Source organism: Methylobacterium sp. R2-1 (assembly GCF_014191355.1).
Lineage (GTDB): Bacteria > Pseudomonadota > Alphaproteobacteria > Rhizobiales > Beijerinckiaceae > Methylobacterium.
Genome location: NZ_JACHWM010000049.1, coordinates 1 through 1164, shown reverse-complemented (window position 1 = coordinate 1164; position 1164 = coordinate 1). Strand labels below are relative to the sequence as shown.

The following is a 1164-nucleotide window of genomic DNA, read 5'->3' as shown; positions in this document are numbered from 1 at the left end:
CGAAGCCGCACTGCAACATCGGCACGATCGGACACGTCGATCACGGCAAAACGTCGCTGACGGCAGCGATCACGAAGGTTCTGGCGGAGTCGGGCGGCGCGACCTTCACGGCCTACGACCAGATCGACAAGGCCCCCGAGGAGAAGGCGCGCGGCATCACGATCTCGACCGCCCACGTCGAGTACGAGACCACCAACCGCCACTACGCCCACGTCGACTGCCCCGGCCACGCCGACTACGTGAAGAACATGATCACCGGGGCCGCCCAGATGGACGGCGCGATCCTGGTCGTGTCCGCCGCCGACGGCCCGATGCCGCAGACCCGCGAGCACATCCTGCTCGCCCGCCAGGTCGGCGTGCCGGCGCTGGTGGTGTTCCTCAACAAGGTCGACATGGTCGATGACGAGGAGCTGCTCGAGCTCGTCGAGCTGGAGGTGCGCGAGCTCCTCTCCAAGTACGACTTCCCCGGCGACGACATCCCGATCACCAAGGGCTCGGCCCTGATGGCGCTCGAGGACAAGGAGCCGAAGATCGGCCGTGAGGCGGTTCTGAAGCTGATGGAGACGGTCGACGCCTACATTCCGCAGCCGGAGCGTCCGATCGACATGCCGTTCCTGATGCCGATCGAGGACGTGTTCTCGATCTCGGGCCGCGGCACGGTGGTGACGGGTCGCGTCGAGCGCGGCATCGTCAAGGTCGGCGAGACGGTCGAGATCGTCGGCATCCGCCCGACCACGACGACGACGGTGACCGGCGTCGAGATGTTCCGCAAGCTGCTCGACCAGGGCCAGGCGGGCGACAACGTCGGCGTGCTTCTGCGCGGCACGAAGCGCGAGGACGTGGAGCGCGGCCAGGTCGTGTGCAAGCCGGGTTCGGTGAAGCCGCACCAGAAGTTCAAGGCCGAGGCCTACATCCTGACCAAGGAGGAGGGCGGCCGCCACACGCCGTTCTTCACCAACTACCGCCCGCAGTTCTACTTCCGCACGACGGACGTGACCGGCGTGTGCACGCTGCCCGAGGGCACCGAGATGGTGATGCCGGGCGACAACGTGACCATGGACGTCGAGCTGATCGTGCCGGTGGCCATGGAAGAGAAGCTGCGCTTCGCCATCCGCGAGGGCGGCCGCACCGTCGGCGCCGGCGTCGTCGCCGCCATCAACGACT

1 protein-coding gene is annotated in these 1164 nt (G+C 67.4%); it reads left to right on the top strand.

All coding sequences use genetic code 11. The features are described from left to right. On the top strand, positions 1–1164 hold a 1164-nt coding region (tuf, locus tag FHU13_RS27305), incomplete at both ends, for an elongation factor Tu (RefSeq protein WP_183438954.1).